Origin of the sequence: Comamonas badia DSM 17552 (genome assembly GCF_000484635.1) — a bacterium.
GTDB lineage: Bacteria > Pseudomonadota > Gammaproteobacteria > Burkholderiales > Burkholderiaceae_C > Comamonas_C > Comamonas_C badia.
The window spans coordinates 48,148-65,510 of record NZ_AXVM01000002.1 but is presented as its reverse complement, the minus strand read 5'-3'; the positions used below and the strand labels follow the sequence as shown (position 1 = coordinate 65,510).

Sequence of the window (17,363 nt, the reverse complement as noted above, 5' to 3'; positions counted from 1 at the left end):
ATGATCCCAGATTCCGCCCGCCATGCCGATCGCCCCGCCCTCCCCCCTGCCGCCGCCGCCCCTCGTGGCCTTCAGCCAGCGCCTGGCCGTGGCCAGCCTGCTGGCGCTGGTGCTGCTGTGCCTGGCCTGGGAGCTGTGGCTGGCGCCGCTGCGCCCGGGCGGCTCGTGGATCGCGCTCAAGGCGCTGCCGCTGGCGCTGCCGCTGGCCGGCCTGCTCAAGCGGCGCATGTACACCTACCGCTGGGTCAGCCTGCTGCTGTGGCTGTACTTCACCGAGGGCGTGGTGCGCGCCTGGAGCGATCCGCCCCCCGCGCGCTGGCTCGCGCTGATTGAGATCTTCCTCTGCCTGCTGCTCTTTGCCGCTTGCGTGATGCACATCCGCCTGCGCCAGCGCGGTGCATCCGCCGACCCCGCCACCCATGACATCCAACCCGCTGCTTGAATCCCTGCGCGCCATCGTCGGCGCCGACCATGTACTCACCGACGGCGACCTCAGCGCCTGGGAGCAGGACTGGCGCCGCCGCCGCCAGGGCAAGGCGCTGGCCGTGGTCCGCCCTGCCAATACCGAGGAGGTCGCCGCCGTGGTGCGCGCCTGCGCGCAATCGGGCACCGCCATCATCCCCCAGGGCGGCAACACCGGGCTGTCGGTCGGCGCCACGCCGGACGATAGCGGCACGCAGATCATCCTGAGCCTCACGCGCATGAACCGCATCCGGGCGATCGACCGCGACAACCTCACGGTGACGGTGGAGGCCGGCTGCATCCTGCAGGCGCTGCAGGAATACGCGGACAAGGAGGGGCTGCTGTTCCCGCTCTCGCTGGCGGCCGAAGGCAGCTGCACCATCGGCGGCAACCTGGGCACCAACGCCGGCGGCACGCAGGTGGTGCGCTACGGCAATGCGCGCGAGCTGTGCCTGGGGCTGGAGGTGGTCACCGCGCAGGGCGAGGTGTGGAACGGCCTCTCGGGCCTGCGCAAGGACAACACCGGCTACGACCTGCGCAACCTCTTCGTCGGCAGCGAGGGCACGCTGGGCGTGATCACCGCGGCGACGATGAAGCTCTTTCCCAAACCGGTGGCGGAACTCACCGCCTGGGCCGCCGTGCCCTCGATGGCAGCCGCGGTGCGCCTGCTGGGCCTGGCGCACCAGCACCTGGGCGCATCGCTCACCGGTTTCGAGGTGATGGGCCAGTTCGCGCTTTCGCTCGTGGTCAGGCACATGCCGCAGCTGCGCGTGCCGTTCGCAGGCATGGCAGAGGCGCCCTATTGCGTGCTGCTGGAAAACGCCGACAGCGAATCCGAAGCTCATGCGCGCGCGCGCTTCGAGCACCTGCTGGAGCAGGCGCTGGAGGACGGCTGCGTGCTGGACGCCGTGGTGGCCGAGAGCCTCGCGCAGGCGCATGAGCTCTGGCACATCCGCGAGAGCATTCCGCTGGCGCAGGCCGAAGAGGGCCTGAACATCAAGCACGACATATCGATTGCCGCCTCGCGCATTCCGGCCTTCGTCGAGCACACCGATGCCCTGCTGGTGCGCGAAATCCCCGGCGTGCGGCTGGTGAACTTCGGCCACCTGGGCGACGGCAACCTGCACTACAACGTGCAGGCACCCGAAGGCGGCGATGGCAAGGCCTTTCTGCGTGACGAGGAGGCGCGGGTGAACCGGCTGGTGTACGACGCCGTGGCGCAGCACGGCGGCTCGTTCTCCGCCGAGCATGGCGTGGGCCAGCTCAAGACGCATGAGCTCGAACGCTATGAACCCCCTGCGGCGCTCGCGATGATGCGCGCCATCAAGCAGGCGCTCGATCCGCGGGGCACCATGAACCCGGGTTGCATACTCTTCAAACAGTAGCTCGCAACGCTTGCTGCATAAGCGTTAGAGCCGTATTTCATGCATAAAATATCTCGCCCCATCCGCTCGCAATACGAAGACCTGATGCGCCACGTGTACGAACGCGGCGCCGCCAAGGGCGACCGCACCGGCACCGGCACCCGCAGCGTTTTCGGCCACCAGATGCGCTTTGACCTCTCCGAGGGCTTTCCGCTGGTGACCACCAAGAAGGTGCACCTCAAGTCCATCATCTATGAGCTGCTGTGGTTTCTGCGCGGAGACGGCAACGCGCGCTGGCTGCAGGAAAGAGGCGTGACGATCTGGGACGAATGGGCCAAGCCCGACGGCGATCTGGGCCCCGTCTACGGCGTGCAGTGGCGCAGCTGGCCGACGCCGGGTGGTGGCCATATCGACCAGATCGCGCAGGTGGTGCAGCAGCTCAAGAGCAACCCGGACAGCCGCCGCATCATCGTCTCTGCCTGGAACGTGGCGGACCTCTCGAAGATGGCGCTGATGCCTTGCCACGCGCTGTTCCAGTTCTACGTGGCGGAAGGCAAGCTCAGTTGCCAGCTCTACCAACGCAGCGCCGATATCTTCCTCGGCGTGCCGTTCAACATCGCCAGCTACGCGCTGCTCACGCACATGCTGGCGCAGCAGTGCGATCTGGCCGTCGGCGACTTCATCTGGACGGGGGGCGACTGCCACCTCTACAGCAACCATTTCGAGCAGGTTGAAACGCAGCTGGCGCGGGAACCCTACCCCTATCCGGTACTGCATATCAAGCGCAGGCCTGCTTCCATGTTCGACTACGCCTACGAGGATTTCGAAATCCTCGAATACCAGCACCACCCGGCTATCAAAGCCCCTGTCGCCGTGTAAGCGGGTACGCTTCGTCCATCCACACTCCAGGAGACTGTGATGAACGACCAGCGTTACATGCCCGGTTTCGGTAACGAGTTTTCCACCGAAGCCCTGCCCGGCGCCCTGCCCGTGCGCGGCAATTCACCGCAGAAGGCACCCTACGGGCTGTATGCCGAACAGCTTTCGGGCACCGCCTTCACCGCGCCGCGCCACGCCAACCGCCGTTCATGGCTGTACCGCATCCGCCCCGCCGCGGTGCAGGAGCCGTACGAACCCAGCGACATCGCGCCGCGCTGGCTCAGCCATTTCGACGAGGTGCCGACGCCGCCCAACCCGCTGCGCTGGGACCCGCTGCCGCTGCCCGGGCCCAGCGCCGAAGTGGATTTCATCGATGGCATGACCACTTTTGGCGGTAACGCCGGCTGCGGCATCCACCTCTACGCCGCCAACCAGTCGATGACGACGCGCTATTTTCACAACGCCGACGGCGAACTGCTCATCGTGCCGCAGCAGGGGCGCTTGCACATCGCCACCGAGTTCGGCGTGATCGATGTCGAGCCGCAGGAGATCGCCGTGATCCCGCGCGGCGTGCGCTTTCACGTGGACCTGCCGGATGGCGCGGCGCGCGGCTATGTCTGCGAGAACTATGGCGCGCACCTGCGCCTGCCCGACCTGGGCGTGATCGGTTCCAACGGTCTGGCGCATCCGCGCGATTTCCTCACGCCGGTCGCGGCCTACGAGGACCAGGAGGGCCACTTCGAGATGGTGGCCAAGTTCCAGGGGCGGCTGTGGCGCGCGCCGATCGGTCATTCACCCCTCGACGTCGTGGCCTGGCAGGGCAGCGGCGCGCCCTACAAGTACGACCTGCGCAAATTCAACGCCATCGGCTCCATCACCTGGGACCACCCCGATCCATCGATCTTCCTGGTGCTGCACGCCCCGAGCAGCACGCCGGGCGTCGACACGCTGGACTTCGTCGCCTTCGCACCGCGCGTGCTGGCGATGCAGGACACCTTCCGCCCGCCCTGGTTCCACCGCAACATCGCCGGCGAGTTCATGGGCCTGGTGCACGGCGCCTACGACGCCAAGGCGGAAGGCTTCCTGCCCGGCGGCGCCTCGCTGCACAACACCATGATCGGCCACGGCCCAGATGCCGGCACCTTCGAGAAGGCCAGCGCGCACGACACCAGCAAGCCCGACTACATCAAGGACACCATGGCCATCATGTTCGAGACGCCCGTGGCGATAGAAACCACGCGCTTCGCACTCGAATCACCGCAGCGCCAGCGCAATTACCACCAGTGCTGGATGGGAATCCAGAAGCACTTTGACTCCAGCCAGCGCTGAGGCAGCATTCACCCGGTGATGGCCAGGCCGGGCAGCACACCGGCCTGCATCCGCCCAATCACCGCCGCATGCTCAAAGCCCTGCGCGTGAAACAGCGCCAGCACCGCCTCCACGCTGGCCGCATCGCAGCTCACCAGCAGACCGCCCGAAGTCTGCGGATCGCACACCAGATCGCGCGCCGTGGCGGGCAGGTCCGGGTCCAGGGTCACCTCGTTGCCATAGGCCGCCCAGTTGCGCCCCGAAGCACCGGTCACCAGTCCCTCGGCCGCCAGGCGTGCCACCTCAGGCAGCAGTGGCAGCCTGGCGTATTCGATGACGGCCTGCAGCCGCGCGGCGCGTGCCAGCTCCAGCGTATGGCCAGCCAGGCCGAAGCCAGTCACGTCGGTGAGCGCGTGCACGCCCGCCATCTCGGCCAGAGCGATGCCCGGGGTATTGAGCTGGGTGGTGGTGGCGATGAGCTGCGCATAGCCTTCGGCATCCAGCGCATCCTTCTTGAGCGCGGCGGAAAGCACGCCCACGCCCAGCCGCTTGCCGAGAATGAGCACATCGCCCGCCTTCGCACCCGCATTGCGCTTGACCTTCTCCGGGTGCACCAGACCCATGACCACCAGACCGTAGATCGGCTCGACCGAATCGATGGTGTGCCCGCCCGCGATCGGAATGCCCGCCTGCTGGCAGACGGCCTGCCCGCCCGCGACGATGCGGCCTATGGTCTGCAGCGGCAGCTTGTTCACCGGCATGGCCAGCAAGGCGAGTGCCATGATGGGCTTGCCGCCCATGGCGTAGATGTCGCTGATGGCGTTGGCGGCGGCGATGCGGCCGAAGTCGAACGGATCGTCGACGATGGGCATGAAAAAGTCGGTGGTGGCGATCAGCGCCTGGTGGTCGTTCAGGCGGTAGACGGCGGCATCGTCCGCGGTTTCATGGCCTACCAGCAGCTCGGGCGGGATGATGCCCGCGGCGCTGTTCTGCAAGATCTCCTGCAGCACCCCCGGCGCAATCTTGCAGCCGCAGCCGCCGCCGTGCGAGAGGCTGGTGAGGCGAATCGTTTCCGTAGGGGCCAGAGGCTGGGACATTGCGCGGGCAAAATGAAGTTGCGAAGCCTGCGATTGTCGCGGCAGCTACGAAATTTTGCTGGTGAGCAGATCGCGCGCCAGCGCCTGCACGGCCGCGCGTTCCACCGCAGGCGCGAAGCGCGGCTCCCGCAGGGCGCATTGCGCGGCCAGGTGAATTGCGAACGCGGGCTCTGCGGCAAAGCGCTGCATCAGCCTGGCCAGCGCCTGCGCGTGGCCTGGCGGAAAGTACCCGTCGTAACCGCGTCCCAACAGGCCGACGTTGCCGTCGATGCGGCTGGCCAGCACCGGCACGCCCGAGCGCACCGCCTCGATCACCACATGCGCGCCGCCCTCCATGCGGCTCATGTGCACCAGCGCGCGTGCGCGGGCGATCCACCGGCGGGCCGCCAGCGGCGCCACGCCGCCGAGCCAGTGGTAATGGGGCATTGCGCGCATGGCATCTTCCGCCGCTCGCTGCCAGTGCGGCTGCAGCGCCGCGCCCATATGCAGCACGCGCGGCGGCAGGCCATTGGCAAGCGTTCCAGGCAGCAGTCCGACGGCATCCAGCAGCACCTGAGGGTCTTTTTCGTCGCGCAAATGGCCCACGGCAACAAAATCAAAATGGCGCTGCGCCTGGTCCTGGCGCAACACCCGCGTGGCCGATTGCTCGATCACCCGCACTTCGGCTTGCAGCGGTGGCAGACTGCGCCGGGCCTCTTCCTGCAGCACCACCACGTGGCTGGCCCGGCGCAGCGCCTGCCTCGCGCCCGCTTCACGCGGAATGTCACGGTACAGATCGGTGCCCGTGAGCACGATGGCCAGCGGGCGGCCCGGATGCGCGGCATGAAAGCGCTCAATGCTGGGCGCCGAGCGCCAGGCATGCAGCGCGATCAGCGCCTGCACGGGCTCGCCGCTCCAGGCCGTGGCGAGGCGCACCTGCGCCAGCGGTGCAAGAAAACGCGCCCAGCGCCCGGCGGTATGGGCGTTGCCGTTGCTGCAGCCCGGCAGCGATGGGGTGACGATTTCAATGCGGGGGAATGGGCTCACGGCGGCCATTCTGTCAGGCTTGCCATAATCCAGGCATGCGAATGCTTCACACCATGCTGCGCGTCGGCAACCTGCAGCGAGCCATTGATTTCTACACCCAGGTACTGGGCATGCAGCTGCTGCGCACCAGCGAAAACCCCGAGTACAAATACTCCCTCGCCTTCCTCGGCTTTGACGGTGGCAACCCCGGTCAGGCCGAGATCGAACTCACCTACAACTGGGGCGTGGAAAGCTACGACATGGGCAGCGCCTATGGCCATGTCGCCATCGGCGTGCCCGATGCCTACGCCGCCTGCGCGAAGATCAAGGCCGCCGGGGGCAATGTCACGCGCGAGGCCGGAGCCGTCAAGGGCGGCAGCACGGTGATCGCCTTTGTGACGGACCCTGACGGCTACAAGATCGAATTAATACAAGCAAAATCAACAACTTATGAAGAAGGACGCCACTCAGACGCCAAAAACACCGATCCGCTGCGCAGCGCGTAGCAGGCGGGCAACAAAAAAAGCCCGCAAGCGGGCTTTTTTTGTTTCACGATGACTCCAGTACCGCAATTCGCTGGACTACGCCAAGGCTCGATACAGCAGGTTTATCAATCACTTAGGCGAGTTCAACATATGCCGGTGCTTTCCGAAACTTGACCCGGCTTCCCTTCGCGTGGCTCCCATGCGGCTCTTGGAAACCGGGCTTTCCGAGGAGTCATCATGGCGAAGATCAAGCTCACCAAGTCCGCAGTTGATGCGGCACAACCCCAAGACAAGGCCATCGAACTGCGGGATACCGTGGTGCCCGGCTTCCTGTGCAAGATCACCCCGGCGGGCCGCAAGGTGTTCATGCTCCAGTACCGCTCGAACGCGGGCGAGCGCCGCAAGCCCGCCCTGGGCCAGTACGGGGAACTGACGGTCGATCAGGCACGCACAATGGCGCAGGAATGGCTGGCCGAGGTGCGCCGGGGCGGCGACCCGAGCGCAGCCAAGAATGCCGCCCGCAAGGCACCGACCATGAAGGAGTTTTGCCACACTTTCATGGAGGACTACTCCAAACAGCGTAACAAGCCCAGCACGCAGCGCGGCTATCAGGGCGTCATTGACCGCTGCATCATCCCGATCATGGGCCGGATGAAGGTACAGGACGTGAAGCGCCCTGACGTGGCGACGCTGATGAAGAAGCTGGCCTACAAGCAGGCGGAGGCCAATCGCACCTTCGGCGTACTGCGCAAGATGTTCAACCTGGCCGAAGTGTGGGGGCTGCGCCCGGACGGCACGAATCCATGCCGCCACGTTCCGATGTACCCACCTGGCAAGGAAACCCGGCTCATCGTGGACGATGAACTGGTGCGGATCTTCCGCCAGTTGGAGCACTTGGAGGCGGAAGGACTGGAGAGCTACGTCATCCCGCTGGCAATCCGCCTGCAATTCGAGTTTGCCGCCCGCCGCTCCGAAATTTGTCCACTCGAATGGGATTGGGTTGATCTGGAAAAGCGCCGCGTTGTCTGGCCCGACAGCAAGACCGGCGGTATCTCCAAGCCCATGAGTGAAGAAGCCTATCGGCTACTGTCTACCGCGCCTCGCCGGGAAGGTTGCCCCTACGTCCTGCCGTCGCCGAACGATCCGACCCAGCACATGACCCACGGTGAGCATTACGGCGGCTGGACGCGCGTGCTCAAGGCCGCTGACGTTCCACACGTTGGCACGCACGGCATTCGCCACCGGGCGACGACAGACATTGCCAACTCGGGCGTGCCAACCAAGGTGGGCATGAAGCTCACAGGTCACAAGACCGTGGCGATGTTTATGCACTATGTTCATACCGAAGACAAGCCGGTGCGGGAGGCGGCCGAACTGGTGGCGAATCGGCGGCTGGCGATTACTGGGGCATCCCGTTCCATGGAGGCATCAGCATGACAAGGAAGACGCCTGCGGCAGTGGGGAAACCTGCTGCCGTACCGGCCGGCTATGCCGGCATCCACGGTGGCATTGTGGAACTGCTGGATGCGGCGCGCCGGGCAGCGGCGCGCAGTGTCAATGCGTTGATGACGGCCAGCTATTGGGAGATTGGCCACCGAATCGTCGAAGCCGAGCAGAAAGGCAGGCGGCGGGCCGGTTACGGCGAGCAGTTGATGGAGCAGTTGTCCGCCGATCTGACGGCCCGATTCGGGCGTGGCTTCGGTGTCAACAACTTGGAGAACATGCGGCGTTTCTTCCTCGCATACCCCCAGCCTGAGATTTCCCAGACACTGTCTGGGAAATTGGGAAATGAGTCGCCTGCCGAGAAATCCCAGACAGTGTCTCGGAAATTCGACCTCTCCGAACTGGCCCAGGTCTTCACCTTGCCGTGGTCGGCCTATGTCCGGCTGCTGTCGGTCAAAGATGACCATGCCCGTCGATTCTACGAGACAGAGGCGTTGCGCGGCGGCTGGAGCGTGCGCCAGCTCGACCGGCAGATCGGCAGCCAGTTCTACGAACGCACGACCTTGTCCAAGGACAAGGCAGCGATGCTGGTCAAGGGCTCGGTGGCCAAGCCCGAGGATGTCGTCACGCCCAATGACGCGATCAAAGACCCGTATGTGCTGGAGTTCCTCGACCTCAAGGATGAGTATTCGGAATCCGACCTGGAAGCGGCCTTGATCCAGCGGCTGGAAGACTTCCTGCTGGAACTGGGGGAAGGCTTCACCTTCGTTGGGCGGCAACGTCGGTTGCGCATCGATCAGACCTGGTATCGGGTTGATCTGTTGTTCTTCCATCGCAAGCTGCGCTGCCTGGTCATCATCGACCTGAAGCTAGGCAGTCTGACCCATGCTGACGTGGGCCAGATGCATATGTATTGCAACTATGCCAAGGAGCATTGGGCCTATGCGGATGAGAATCCGCCGGTGGGCCTGATCCTGTGCGCAGACAAAGGCCATGCCCTGGCGCGGTATGCGCTAGATGGCTTGCCGACCAAGGTGATGGCAGCCAACTATCGGACGGTACTGCCGGATGCCGAGTTGCTGCAAAAAGAGTTGGAGAAGACGCGGCGCCTGCTCGAATCGCGCGGAGCGCTTTCCCTCAAGGACGACAAGCCATAGTCGTGCGTTCCGGCGTTTCGCCGTCGTGCTCGCGGGCTATGCCCTGTGCCTCGTGCCGAATCACCGCCATTCGGCGCTGACCCCTTGACGCCTCCGGCCTGGATCGTTGATCCGGGCCTGTGCATGCTGCGCACTTGCCAACGGCGGGTGTGTGGCTGAGTGGGGTGTAGGCGGTCTTGCTGTTCCCTTCACCGTATCACGGCGTTCTCGCCGTCAATGACTGCGCGTGCTCGCACGCTTGCGGCCTGCCGGCCGTCTTCGATCCATGACTGCTTGCGCTGCGCCGTGCTGGCCACGGTTCCGGGCAATTCCGCCCGAGCAACCGGAGTACGATCATGTCGCAACTGTCCTTTTCCTCATCCGATTTTTCGCTGTTGGTGCGCGACGCACACGGGCGCTATCTGCCGGCGTCGGCCGACGACATTCTGGAAGCGGCGCGCCACGTGATCGACCGGAAGATGCAGCGCGGTGCCGAGTTCACTTCTCCGGCGGCAGTCAAGGAGTACCTGCGCACCAAGCTGGCCGGCTTCGAGCATGAGGTATTCGCGTTGCTGTTCATGGACACGCGCCATCGGCTGATCGAATACCGGGAGATGTTCCACGGCACCATCGACGGTGCTTCGGTGTATCCGCGCGAAGTGGTCAAAGAGGCTCTGCGGCTCAATGCGGCAGCGGTGATCGTCAGCCACAACCATCCGAGCGGGAACCCGGAGCCAAGCGCTGCCGACCGGGCGCTGACCCAACGGCTCAAGGAGGCGCTGGGCCTGGTCGATGTGCGGGTGCTCGATCACGTCATCGTCGCGGGCAGCGCCACGGAGTCATTTGCCGAGCGAGGCTTGATCTGATCCTGGGGCTTCGGCCCCTTTTTGCTTCGACAAATGGAGGTGAAGGAAGGGGCCCCACTGAGTGTGTGGATGCAAAAGTCACCGAAGCGACTTCTGCACCGCTCAAGCACCGCCCCGTACTTCCTGCCATTGCTGACCATACGCATGAGTCGATGCTGAATGGCGCCCTTGCGAGAACCGGCTTCAGCCACTGGTGAACCAGTAGAAGATGAGGGGACACCCTTCCTTCGAGGGGAAGTGTAACCTAATACGCCTGCTTCAGCTCCTTCTTCTCTAAAGAATTGAGGAGATCAATATCCTTCCAATCCACTTGCGCATGGCTTGTACTAATACCTGCCAAAAATACCTGAAAATCCGCTTTGCTGGGCTGGGTAAATTGAAGGATTTTAAATAGGCTTTTTATCCAAGTGGTCTTTTGCTTATCAGGCACGTAGGGGCACGAAAGGAGATCGAGTAGGAGGTGGGCTTTTTCGCTATTCATCAAAATATCAGAAAGATCGGATAGTTTTTCCACTGCCGCATCCAAAAGCTTCTTTCGCAACCCTTGGTACATGTTGGAATCTCGCACATAGAACAGAGAGGCAACAATGGTAAAGTATGTCAATTTTCCCGCACTAACAAAAAGCTCATCAATAATCTCTGGTGGCAACAGGTGATTATCCCCCAGCTCCCGCGTTGCTAGCGCGATATTAAATGATTCAAGATGTACAAATCCTTCAATATCGCTGGCATGTTTCATGCCACATTGATCATGCAGTAACGAGCAGGTTAGATCGAAAATCTTTTGGTGTACGGTTGGATATCCGGCGGATAGATGTTTCTTGCTGAATCGTGCGGCCAAAATCAAGGATGTACTAAGTTTGTACGACGCACCAACCGAGGGAGCAACACTGTAAAGGAAGAACAACACATCGAGCAGCACAACAAACGCATCAACATATCCACTATCTTGGATGGCATCAGAGGGATCATCATGATTCACCAGCCTCTTGACTCGCTCAGTAATTACTGAAATTAAGAACGAGGCAATCTCATCGTAGGTCGCGTCATTTGAATGACATAGAGCCTTCAATGAGTCAATGTAGCTTTTGGTTAATTTCCACGTGTTATGAATTTCTCTGGGGCTGAGCACCCCCATCCCAGTTTGATCCAGAAACTTGTCAAAAAATGAATTGGCTTGTTGCCCAGCATCATAGACAAGCCTTGCCTTGGATGAGGAGAACGGCCTCCCTATGCATGTTGACTTTGCTGTATTTGTATGAAGATTGAAATCAATTAGAACGTCTGCATACTTATCATGAATTCTATTCGCAATGGACTCATTTCGAGCAAATATAAAAACATCATCTACGTAGCGTCGAAATTCATAGTCCTGCTTGAATTTTAAATCCGCTAGCGATTGAATTACCCTTCTATCAATTTCCTGAAATAGTATCTCAGCAAATACCCGGCTCACCTCAGGCCCTATTGGGATTCCATTGGTTTCATTATGATTCCCGTGACGAATGACCCCATCAAACTCTTGGGCAAAGGTCGAGGAGACAGAGACATGCGATTTTGTGAAGGGCTTATCCTTAACTGCCCAGGAAAGGCAGTGTGTATAGATACTGTCAAAACATTTTGTGACATCAAGCGTCTTTAAAAAAGAAAACCTCTTCTCCAGTGCAAGATAATCTCTCGAGTTGAAGAATTTATACAGACGGTCATATCCTCGATACGAAAAAAATGAGGGCGCATGCTTGGCATATCTATCGAGACCATCGAGAGCGATGGAGCCGGTTTTGTATTTATTAATATTTTCCCAGGAGCTTTTTGAATAAAAGCTGCTTGCAACCGTTTTTGGCGCGCGGATAGATGCCGGACTTATTGAGCAATAATGAATTATTAGTTGCTCATATTTTTCATAGAAGATCCTGGCTTTCCATTGAGAAGCTGGATGCAATAGAGCAAGACGCCGAAAGCTCTTTGAGTCCTTCTTGATTTTATATGTATATGGTATGGTCGAGTTTGGTGGTTTACTGACCCCCTCATACAAAACCAGAGATTTGATGACGGCACGTTGCACGTGTCCGACGCTATCTAGGGCGGCAATCTGATCATAGAGACCATCATTTGAAAAAACGATTGGGGTTTCAAATGGGGTAGTCTCAGTAATAAGAACCCTGTTGTAGTCGCTGCGACGAATTCTATTTTTCTTCATTTTATCGCCCTAGTAAATCCAGCAGCTCTGGATCTGAGATATTCTTGTCGCCGAGAAGTGAACGAAGCTGCGGCTACTGTGCCCCTTTGCAAAACTTCGCGTTAGCAATTGACGTTTCTGATGCGCAGAAAGCATTGCATTCGTTACCGGAAAAACTCGGCCATTTTTCGAGAGCACTGCATTTCTCAGAAATCTATCCAATTCCTTCAGACCGGCAGCACCTTCTGATACCAATGGATAGCTATGATATATTCCAGCGATTTTCTTCCCGCCAGCTTTCGGGTTGTAAACACTGAAATTCTGCGTCAAAAATGCTACGCGATCACGGAGTAATCCCCAGTCATTCGACTTGGCATAGCTTAGAAATGATCGAACAATTCTTGTTTTCATTCGTTTGATCTTTTTCCTTGCAATATCCACGTGGACTTTTCGATAAAGCTCCCCATCCTTCGTTTTTCCCGCTTCCTGTTTCGTGGGATTTTTGACCAAAAACTGATACCCAAGATAGTCGAACTGAAGGAGGTTTGGCGCGATTGCGGAACTTTCCTTTTCCACCCTGGCCGCCGCTGCGACAATATTTTTCTTATCTGGATTTAATTCAAGTCCGGGAGGAAGCCAAGTGCACAAATCACGCAGAAAATCTTTCTCCTCCTCTCTTGCCGACGAGACAATAATTATGTCATCGACATAGCGAGAGTAGTAAAATGTATTGCTGGCCCAGCGTACCTTCTGATCGAAATCCCGCATCAAAATTTCCGATAGGACAGCACTAATAGACAGCCCCCTTGGTACGCCACGGCCTCCAATTGCAGCATGGGCGTTAAGCAGAGACTCGATTAGTTTTCTGCTATGCGGACTCAAATTCTTGATGCTGGTAACAGCATCAAGGACATGATCCTTCTGGAAAGACTCGAAGAATGATCGAATATCCAGACGATAAACCCGATAGGGAACTCCTTCTTCTAAAAGGAGCTTGAGGTTTTTGACGATCTGAGATCGCCCATCCACGGCTAGTGAAGTACACCTCTTTAAGTTCAGTCGAAGTTTTCGCTCCACCAGCTCGTCTTGATGTCTGGCCAAGCGATAAACAGTTTTCCCTTTAAGAGGAAAGCCTGTCAGAGGTGCGGATGGGGGATCAAAATGGGAAATGGCAGATATAAGTGCTTGACTGAGGAGCTGGTCTCGCAAGGCAGCTTGACCAGCAGCAGGAACCCCGAGGAAATCTCTCTTCCATAGCACGCGTTCAAGCGTCTTGATACAAAAAGATTGATCGAATGAAGATGACCTCGACATCTACTCCTCCCCTTACTTCAAATCGTTAATCAAAAATGCAGCCTAGTACGGATGCCCGTGTCTCATAAGCCGATGTCACTTCATCGCGAAAATCAATAGCGTGTACAAATAGATATTAAGCGAAACACATGCTTGCGTCTCCGCTTCGCAGACCGCGCTGCTCCAGGTTCGCTATTCGCTCATCCCTGACGGGACTGGCTATCGCCAGCCTTCCACATCCCTGACGCCTCCGGCCCGGCTTCCAGCTTCGGGCCTGCGCGCTTCGCTTGCGTGCGGTCGGCACACAGGGATGGCCGTTGCCTTGTCCAGCCGTCTCCCCTGACTTCATCACCTTGCTCGCGACTGTAGCCCGCGGCCGTGTGCCGTCAAGGCGCGCAGGGCCGTGTCCTCGGCTGCGCCTGCGGGCCGCACCAACCCTGCACTTGTTTCCTTGACGGCCCCCGTCCGCGCGCTCCTGACCGTCGCGGGCGATGAACTCAGGAAAGACGGTGGCAACAGGGCCAACCGGGTTCCTCGTGCCGACCGCACCGAACAGCCGAAAGGCTGGGCTCCGAATCTAGGAATCCGGTGTGCGGTTTGAACAGCAAACCCTTTTCGTCAGGAGAAATGCCATGCAACTCGCATCCCGATTCGCTTCCCGTTCCCCGTCGCTGCGCAGCGATTACCCGCTGTCCGATGACCAAATCCGCCGTGTGGCCCCGTCCATCTTCGCGGACGCCCCGCACGAAAGCCGTTCCGAGCGGTACGCCTATATCCCGACCGCCGCTGTGCTGGCGGAACTGCGCAAAGAAGGGTTCCAGCCCTTCATGGTGGCGCAGACCCGAGTGCGCAACGAAGACCGCCGCGACTTCACCAAGCACATGATCCGGCTGCGCCATGCCAACCAGATCAATGATGCAGAAGCCAATGAAATCGTCCTGCTGAACTCGCACGACGGCACCAGCAGCTATCAATTATTGGCTGGCCTGCTGCGCTTTGTCTGCCAGAACGGATTGGTATTCGGCGACACCGTGGCCGATGTGCGCGTACCCCACAAGGGCGACGTGGCCGGGCACGTCATCGAAGGCGCTTACGAAGTGTTGAGCGGCTTCGACCGGGTGAAGGAATCCCGCGATTCCATGCGCGCCATCACCTTGAACGATGGCGAATCCGAAGTGTTCGCCCGCGCCGCGCTGGCCCTCAAGTACGACGACACCGACAAGCCCGCACCCATCACCGAATCGCAAATCCTGATGCCGCGCCGGTTCGACGACCGCCGCCCGGACTTGTGGAGCGTGTTCAACCGCACGCAAGAGAACCTGACTCAAGGAGGCCTGCGCGGGCGCAGCGCCAACGGACGCCGCCAGCAGACCCGCCCCGTGCAGGGCATTGATTCCGATGTGCGCCTCAATCGCGCCCTCTGGATGCTGGCCGATGGCCTGCGCCAGTTGAAAGCCTGACCCCCCCACGCGGCAGGGGCAGGCAGCAGCCCTTGCCGCTTCTCTCGCTGCTGCATCCCAACCGCTAGGAGTTATCACCATGAACGCCGTTACCCAAACCGAAACCCGCGCCATCGAAACCACCGCCGCGCCGCTGGAAGTGGCTGACCCGACCAAGAACCTGATTTTGGTTCCGCTCTCGCAGTTGCTGCCGCGCCGTTCCAAGCGCAACGCACGCAAGACCCCGCGCCTGTCCGTTCCCGAACTGGCTGCGAGCATCGCCCGCATCGGCCTGCTTCAAAACCTTGTCGTTATCCTCGCCGCCGATGGCGAACAATACGAAGTGGTGGCCGGCGACCGCCGCTTGACCGCATTGAAGCTGCTGGCGAAGAAGAAGCGCATCGCCGCCGACTTTGAGGTGCCTTGCCTGCTGGTGCCGGACGCTTCGGCCCGTACCGTCAGCCTCGCGGAAAACCTGCTGCGCGAGCAGATGCACCCGGCCGACCAGTTCGAGGCGTTCGCCGCACTGGTCAAGGAAGGCCGTCCCATCGAAGACATTGCCGCCGACTTCGGCGTGTCCCCGCTGGTAGTGCAGCGCCGCTTGAAGCTGGCCAACGTCTCGCCGCGCCTGCTGGCCGACTACCGGGCTGGAGCCGTCACGCTGGAACAGTTGATGGCCCTGACCATCACCGACGACCACGCCGCGCAGGAAGCCGCGTTCTACTGTGCGCCCGAATGGCAGCGTGGCGCATCCGTGCTGCGCGAACGCCTGACCGAACGCGAAATCGACGCCACGCATCCGCTGGTGCGCTTCGCCGGGCTGGACGCCTACACGGCGGCGGGCGGCGGCCTCCGCCGCGACCTGTTCGCGGAAGGCGATGCCGGAACCTACCTGACCGACGCCGTGCTGCTGGAAACGCTGGTGCGCGGCAAGCTGGATGCACTGGCCGGGGACGTGCGCGCCGAGGGTTGGGCGTGGGTCGAAGCCGTGCCGCACATGAGCTACGCCGAGCGGCAGGCGTTCCAGAACGCACCGCGCCAGCGCCGCGAACCGAGCGCCCGCGAAGCCCGCCGCATCGCATCGCTGCAAACCCGCCTCGATAAGATCGACGCCGAACTGGAAGAAGCCTATGACGCCGAGGACGAGGACAAGACCGAGGCGCTGGAACCGCGCCGCGAACAGGTCGCCGGGGAACTGCAAGCCGTGGAGCAAGCCTTGCAGGGCTATGCCCCGGACGTGCGCGCCGTGGCCGGTGCCATCGTCACCCTTGACCGCAGCGGCGAAGCCGTGATTCATCGCGGGCTGCTGCGCGAAGCCGAAGCCAAGGCGCTGCGCACGCTGGAACGCTTGCGGCAGGGGTTCGGCAGCGCGGAAGGCGAAGCCGGGAACGACGACGAAGGCGAGGACGCCGAGCAGCCCAAAGCCGCGAGCCTGTCCGACCGGCTGGCGCAGCGCCTGAGCGCGCACCGTACCGCCGCGCTGCAAATCGAAGTCGCCCGGCATCCGCAAGTCGCGCTGGCCGCGCTAGTGCATGGCATGGTGCAGACCGTCTTGCAGGACAGCCACTACGGCCGCGACCTGCCGCTGGGCGTGCGCCTGACCGTGCAAGACCGGCTGGAAGGCATGGCCCCCGACTGGCCCGATTCGCCTGCCGCCGTGGCCCTGCGCGAGTTGCAGCAGGTTGCGGGCGAAGCGCTGCCGCAGGACAGCGCCGAACTGTTCGGCGTGCTGCTGGCGATGGAGCAAGGCGAACTGGTGCGGTTGCTGGCGGTATGCGTGGCGGCGACCGTGGACGTGGTGACGTCCCGCGCCACGGCGCACCAGCCGGGCGCGGAACTGGCGCAGGCCGTGGGACTGGACATGGCGGCATGGTGGCAGCCCACCGCCGAAGGCTACTTCAAGCACGTTTCCAAGGCGGTGATTCTGGAAGCCGTGGGCGAGTTTGCGCCGTCGCACGCTACCCGGTTGGCGAAGTTGAAGAAGGCCGACATTGCCAGCGAGGCGGAACGGCTGGCCGATGGCACGGGCTGGATGCCCGCAGTGTTCAAGAGCGGACACGACACGGAGCCGCAGGAAGATGCGCAGGACGTGGATGCGTCGGAAGATGCCGCCGACGAAGTGGAGGCCCACGCACTCGCCGCGTGAGGGTGCAGCATGGCCCCGGCGTGATGCGCCGGGGCTTCACCAAAACCGGGCGCGGTAGGTCTGCCGCGCCCGGTTTCAACGTCCACAGCAAAATCGCGCCGTCGCCGCCTTCGACCAGGCGGCGACGGCGCGCGCGCAAGCGTATTGCGCGCGGTACGGCGATCGGTGCCCGCTGGCGCGGGCAAGGTTTCGATGGCTCCCCGCCGCAATGGGCGGAGCTTGTGGGGCTACGCCCCGGCTTGCTGCGGCAGGTTGTGCCAA

At 61.4% G+C, this 17,363-nt stretch carries 14 protein-coding genes; 10 read left to right on the top strand and 4 right to left on the bottom strand.

The features are described 5' to 3' along the window. Positions 1-22 precede the first annotated feature (22 nt). Genes K320_RS0104385 through hmgA form a run of 4 tightly spaced genes read left to right on the top strand, consistent with a single transcriptional unit; the run spans position 23 to position 4,034 of the window. Entirely contained in the window at positions 23-442 is a 420-nt protein-coding gene (locus K320_RS0104385; RefSeq protein WP_024537643.1) for a DUF2069 domain-containing protein, read from the top strand. Further along, positions 420-1,847, top strand: a complete 1,428-nt coding sequence (locus K320_RS0104380; RefSeq protein ID WP_024537642.1) for an FAD-binding oxidoreductase — start codon at positions 420-422, stop codon at positions 1,845-1,847. Before K320_RS0104385 ends, K320_RS0104380 begins: the two co-directional genes overlap by 23 nt. Positions 1,848-1,886: 39 nt before the next feature. Next, positions 1,887-2,705 carry a thymidylate synthase gene (locus K320_RS0104375; RefSeq protein WP_024537641.1) on the top strand — a complete coding sequence of 273 codons (819 nt, stop codon included), beginning with the start codon at positions 1,887-1,889 and terminating at the stop codon, positions 2,703-2,705. Positions 2,706-2,744: 39 nt separating this feature from the next. Next, positions 2,745-4,034 carry a homogentisate 1,2-dioxygenase gene (gene hmgA, locus K320_RS0104370; protein WP_024537640.1) on the top strand — a complete coding sequence of 430 codons (1,290 nt, stop codon included), beginning with the start codon at positions 2,745-2,747 and terminating at the stop codon, positions 4,032-4,034. An 8-nt stretch (positions 4,035-4,042) separates the two neighbouring features. Here the strand turns inward: hmgA and selD are convergent, their stop codons facing one another. Both selD and senB read right to left on the bottom strand, forming a co-directional pair. Beyond that, a complete protein-coding gene (gene selD, locus K320_RS0104365; RefSeq protein WP_024537639.1) occupies positions 4,043-5,110 on the bottom strand; it encodes a selenide, water dikinase SelD in 1,068 nt (355 codons plus the stop codon). A gap of 45 nt (positions 5,111-5,155) precedes the next feature. Beyond that, positions 5,156-6,136: a selenoneine biosynthesis selenosugar synthase SenB gene (senB, locus tag K320_RS0104360; RefSeq protein ID WP_245593819.1), complete on the bottom strand. Its 981-nt coding sequence runs from the start codon at positions 6,134-6,136 to the stop codon at positions 5,156-5,158. Positions 6,137-6,171: 35 nt separating this feature from the next. On the opposite strand from senB, the gene gloA reads away from it, so the two are divergent. From gloA to radC, 4 genes are all read left to right on the top strand, one after another. Continuing rightward, complete coding sequence (gene gloA / locus K320_RS0104355) at positions 6,172-6,621, top strand: lactoylglutathione lyase (RefSeq protein WP_024537637.1); 450 nt, start codon at positions 6,172-6,174, stop codon at positions 6,619-6,621. Between the two features lie 216 nt (positions 6,622-6,837). Next, positions 6,838-8,037 carry a tyrosine-type recombinase/integrase gene (locus K320_RS0104350; RefSeq protein ID WP_014861257.1) on the top strand — a complete coding sequence of 400 codons (1,200 nt, stop codon included), beginning with the start codon at positions 6,838-6,840 and terminating at the stop codon, positions 8,035-8,037. Beyond that, positions 8,034-9,200, top strand: coding sequence for a PDDEXK nuclease domain-containing protein (locus K320_RS0104345; RefSeq protein WP_014861256.1), 1,167 nt, complete (start codon positions 8,034-8,036; stop codon positions 9,198-9,200). Before K320_RS0104350 ends, K320_RS0104345 begins: the two co-directional genes overlap by 4 nt. Before the next feature lie 335 nt (positions 9,201-9,535). Next, complete coding sequence (gene radC, locus K320_RS0104340) at positions 9,536-10,045, top strand: RadC family protein (protein ID WP_014861255.1); 510 nt, start codon at positions 9,536-9,538, stop codon at positions 10,043-10,045. Positions 10,046-10,289: 244 nt separating this feature from the next. Here radC and drt3b read toward each other — a convergent pair whose 3' ends face one another. Then, positions 10,290-12,245: an antiviral reverse transcriptase Drt3b gene (drt3b, locus tag K320_RS0104335; RefSeq protein WP_029695799.1), complete on the bottom strand. Its 1,956-nt coding sequence runs from the start codon at positions 12,243-12,245 to the stop codon at positions 10,290-10,292. A gap of 9 nt (positions 12,246-12,254) precedes the next feature. Further along, a complete protein-coding gene (drt3a, locus tag K320_RS18580) occupies positions 12,255-13,538 on the bottom strand; it encodes an antiviral reverse transcriptase Drt3a (protein WP_084301164.1) in 1,284 nt (427 codons plus the stop codon). 611 nt (positions 13,539-14,149) lie between these two features. Here drt3a and K320_RS0104325 point away from each other — a divergent pair. Together K320_RS0104325 and K320_RS0104320 are read left to right on the top strand one after the other, a co-directional pair. Next, positions 14,150-14,977, top strand: a complete 828-nt coding sequence (locus tag K320_RS0104325; protein ID WP_024537635.1) for a DUF932 domain-containing protein — start codon at positions 14,150-14,152, stop codon at positions 14,975-14,977. A gap of 79 nt (positions 14,978-15,056) precedes the next feature. After that, entirely contained in the window at positions 15,057-17,102 is a 2,046-nt protein-coding gene (locus K320_RS0104320; protein WP_024537634.1) for a ParB/RepB/Spo0J family partition protein, read from the top strand. Positions 17,103-17,363: the final 261 nt, after the last annotated feature.